1 protein-coding gene, 1 tRNA gene and 1 pseudogene are annotated in these 2,062 nt (G+C 56.2%); 2 read left to right on the top strand and 1 reads right to left on the bottom strand.

Features of this window, described 5'->3' with window-relative positions; genetic code table 11:
* Positions 1-46: 46 nt before the first annotated feature.
* Positions 47-123, top strand: a tRNA-Met gene (locus BLV97_RS20570).
* A gap of 146 nt (positions 124-269) precedes the next feature.
* On the opposite strand, the gene BLV97_RS20575 is transcribed toward BLV97_RS20570, so the two are convergent.
* Positions 270-1,493 carry a hypothetical protein gene (locus tag BLV97_RS20575; RefSeq protein ID WP_143037610.1) on the bottom strand — a complete coding sequence of 408 codons (1,224 nt, stop codon included), beginning with the start codon at positions 1,491-1,493 and terminating at the stop codon, positions 270-272.
* Positions 1,494-1,682: 189 nt separating this feature from the next.
* Between BLV97_RS20575 and BLV97_RS20580 the strand changes: the two are divergent.
* Positions 1,683-2,062, top strand: a pseudogene (locus BLV97_RS20580) (IS5 family transposase); the annotation flags it as partial.

Here is a 2,062-nt window from a genome sequence, read left to right on the forward strand (position 1 = left end):
AAAACGATGAACAAACCCTGCAACCAGAACTTCCGCAGGGTACGGTCGCGGGGTGGAGCAGCCCGGTAGCTCGTCAGGCTCATAACCTGAAGGTCATAGGTTCAAATCCTATCCCCGCAACCAAAATTAATAAACGATTACAATGCATTGGCGCCCCAAGGGGCGCCTTTTGCATTTGCACCCAACGCAACGGTGCTACGCCGGTGCTACGCAGGGAAGCAAAGACAGGGCGCCGCTGAAGCGCGTTGGTCGCCGGTCAAAGCGAGGGCCTAGCTAAATAGGGTGATACCCATGCCTACGAACCACATAAACACATTGAGCAAATCACCGCGGCTTAATCCTGTTCGCGCACAAATTGCATCCAAGGCATCAGTGGACTTTCGGAGAACGATAGACATTTTGGCGGTCCGACTAAAGATTCGGGTTGCCGGATCCGCGCCAGGTAATCGTAGCGCATTGTTTGGCGCCTGCCCGAATGCGTCATTAATAAGCTCGGGAATGTCTTCGTTGAATTGTTCGGCAAGTTCTTCTTCTGATGCTGCGGCGAGAACGGGTAAGTATTCCGAAAACTTTTCGTCGGGCTTAAATTCACGTAGGGCATGTTCTGACAATATCAGCCGATTTTCAGCTACTTCAGGATGGGTTGCCCTTACCGCTTGAGCACCCTCCTCGCAGGCGGCTTGGAGGGCAAGGTTCTCTTCGCTGGGGGGCAAGTCTTCTGTTGCGATTTGGCGGGTCAGCGCTCTATGGATGTTGGTCAGGTCCATCTCAATCCGCTGAGGGTCGTTCCCATATTTAGTGACCATCCGGGAGATGACCCTCGCCTCGCGCGAGCCTTCAGAAAGGCCATTGGAAGGGTTGGCTAAAGCATCGCTCAGTGCATCACTGACCTGCGAGATGGTGGCCGCAATGAGGGCGGGTTTTGCCAGCGGAGTCGGAATCAGGCGAAAGCGGCCAGTAGCAGGGTTGAATTCGACTCGCTCTGCTTGGGGCAACTTCTCCGCCAAATAGGCTGCCTCCAGCTCCTCAACGAGCCGAGCTATATGATCCGGCCCTTTCTTCCAATCTTCATCCGGGATCAGCGCAACTTGGTTCTGAAATTCCCAATCGAGCGGCTGGCCGTCGAGGTAGCCCTGATACCACGCGCGCCAGAACCCACCTGCGAACCCTGAAATTCCCTCCCTGAGCCTGTTCTCACTGTATGGCGCGCCTCTCCAAAGCGGGGATTGCATTGCATTCTCGCCGCGTTCCATGGCTTCGCAGTCAGCGCGCGTCGCAGCCCACGCTGCTGCTCGACCCTCCGGCGAAAGAGAGTTGATGGCGACGGCAACGTTGCGTGCACTCATCCGATCCAATCTGGTCGCCTCACAAGCCACATACGCCACGACGCGGGCGGCGTTTCCCAGGTCGAGGGCTCGCTTGTCATCGGAATTTCGCTTTGCAAAGAATTCACTTTGACCTTGGTCGGTCATTCCCCGCAGCGTTTCGTACAATCCTTTGTCCCGATAATAGTTTCCTATAGTCATCTCGGGGAACGATCCGGCCTGCCCTCCCATGTTCTCCACGGAATCGGATGCATATCGCGCGGCGTTGCGTACCTCTTGGCTAGGGTGAGCTAGGGTCAGGACCCATTGATTTCCGGTTGGCCGCGTGATTCACAGTTCGAAAAACGAGCGGTGAACATGTCTGATCTCTTCTGGCTGACGGATGCGCAGATGGCGCGTCTTGAGCCCTTCTTCCCCAAGTCACACGGCAAACCCCGCGTTGATGATCGGCGCGTGTTGAGTGGAATTATTTTTATCAATCGCAATGGTTTACGGTGGCGCGATGCCCCTGCTGCCTATGGGCCGCACAAGACGCTGTACAACCGTTGGAAACGGTGGAGTGACAAGGGCATCTTCGCCCGGATGATGGCCGGTCTGGCCGCCGAGCATGGCGAAAAGAAGACTGTGATGATCGACGCCACTTACCTGAAGGCACACCGAACAGCGACCAGCATGGGCGTGAAAAAGGGGGGCGTGGACGCCTGATTGGCCGGACAAAGGGCGGCATGAACACCAAG

The organism is Allgaiera indica, assembly GCF_900106675.1.
Lineage (GTDB): Bacteria > Pseudomonadota > Alphaproteobacteria > Rhodobacterales > Rhodobacteraceae > Acidimangrovimonas > Acidimangrovimonas indica.